This window comes from Streptomyces sp. NPDC055103 (assembly GCF_053607625.1).
Window position 1 is genome coordinate 1 of record NZ_JBSGTX010000162.1, and the last position, 1,974, is coordinate 1,974.

Genomic DNA, 1,974 nt, shown 5'->3' on the forward strand with positions numbered 1-1,974 from the left:
CTGCCTTCACCGGTCTGTATGTATACGAGCTTCGTTTCAAAAGGTTTCAATTTTTTTATAAAATAACACTAGTGTCGCATTAAAATAATTCAACGATTTATAAAAATCTAAATTTTCAGTAATTTTATCTTTGCATAAAAAAAGCCTTTATAATGGTAGGGCGGTAATAAACCATCCAAATCCAAAATAAAGGACAATAAGCATGGATAAGTTTACACGAAAAACATCATTTGAACAATGGTTTTCACCGATTTTCTCCACAAAACTCGAGGAATTGGTTGAAAGCTATCAATTAAATTACTATACAAAGAAGCTACATATTGCGTCATTCTTGAAATTGTTCGTATTCGCTCAGCTCAATGAAACCGAGAGTCTGCGTGCAGTCAGTGAGACATTATTTTCTGACGAGCTTCAAAAAGCGACGCATTTAGAAGCGATTAGCTTTTCGCAGCTCGGACGCCGATTAAATCAAGTGCCGACTGAAGTGTTCCAACAGGTATTTTTGGATTTAGTTGCCCAAATTCACGAGAAATCACATTATGAGCAGCGCCGAGAAACGACAACACCACTGAAAATTATCGACTCGAGTACGTTGCCATTGAACTTGAAAAACCATAAGTGGGCTGAATTCCGTAAAACAAAGTCGGGCATCAAGCTTCATTTACGTCTTGTTTACGCAGAAAAAGGCTGTTCCTATCCAGATAAAGCGGTGCTGACAAACGCGAAAGAACATGATCGTGGTCAGCTGGAAGTACTCGTTGACGACAAAGAATGCATGTACGTCTTTGACCGGGGTTACTTGGATTATGAACGATTTGACCGCATGACAGACGATGGGTATTTCTTTGTGTCACGCTTACGAAAAAACGCTGTCATTCGTGTAATCGAGCCATTTAAACTGCCTGAAGACTCGCTTGTGTTTTCAGATGAAATGGTTTTGATTGGTACACCACAAAACCGTGCAGAAAACGCTTTTCGCCTCATCAAAGTGCTCGATTCAAAAGGAAACGAACTGCATCTGATCACAAATCGATTTGATTTAAGCGCTGACGAAATCGCTGAGTTATATAAGTCGCGCTGGGCAATCGAGCTATTTTTTAAATGGCTGAAGCAGCACCTGAACATCAAAAAGTTCTACGCGCAGAGCGAACAAGGCGTACATAATCAAGTGTATATCGCAATGATTGTATATTGCCTAAATGTACTGGCACAGCTGAACACGAACAGTTCAAGGACGTACTTACAAATTAGTCGCTTACTCAAAGCGGCACCATGGAAATCCGCTCATTTATGGCTACGAAAAATCGTAGGGAAAACCGTGCCCTAAAGAATTTCACAGGTCTGTTGCACTCGTCAAAGATTATAGTAAAAAAATGGATGTTAACTACCTCTATTCAAATGTCTTTGTTTTTCTTCTCATGAGTAAAAACAAGAAAGCAGAAAATTCAGTCAAAATTTATGCAACACTAGTGATTTTTGATATAAAAATAGAATACTATTCTCACAAAACCCGTGGAGGTTCGTAATGAAAAAGATCATATGTATTTGCTTCAGTTTATTACTTGCCCTGACAGGAGGATGCAGTATGCATGACAATGATAAAAACACCACAAATGACAATAAAACAGAAGCCGTAAAACCAAAAGACATGGATCCAAAAGACCTGCCGCAAGTTCCGGCGTTTCAGGACGAGAAAACGAGAGAGTACATGGTGTCAACGAAAGAAGAAGAGCCAGGGTATTATTTGCTAGAGTCTAAACTGCAAGGGTTTAGGATGTTGTTTCCGGAGGATGGGGAGTACGTACCTGATCTTTCAAGTAAAGGTGAAAATGAGGAAACAATAGTATTTGATAGTTTCAATAAAAAAACTAACATTCAATATGACGGGCAATTAGATTATCATCAAGAAAAAAGTTTTGCGAATGACAAGGATACAATGCTTGACATTGTAAGTGGCAGAAATAGCTATAAAGG

The 1,974-nt window shown here is 38.7% G+C and carries 2 protein-coding genes; both read left to right on the top strand.

What is annotated here, in order from left to right; genetic code table 11:
* The first annotated feature begins 202 nt into the window (after positions 1–202).
* Entirely contained in the window at positions 203–1,327 is a 1,125-nt protein-coding gene (locus ACWFR1_RS40205) for an IS4-like element IS4Bsu1 family transposase (protein ID WP_031601042.1), read from the top strand.
* A gap of 258 nt (positions 1,328–1,585) precedes the next feature.
* Positions 1,586–1,974, top strand: a 389-nt coding sequence (locus ACWFR1_RS40210; RefSeq protein ID WP_453561035.1) for a hypothetical protein, incomplete at its 3' end; no start/stop codon positions are given.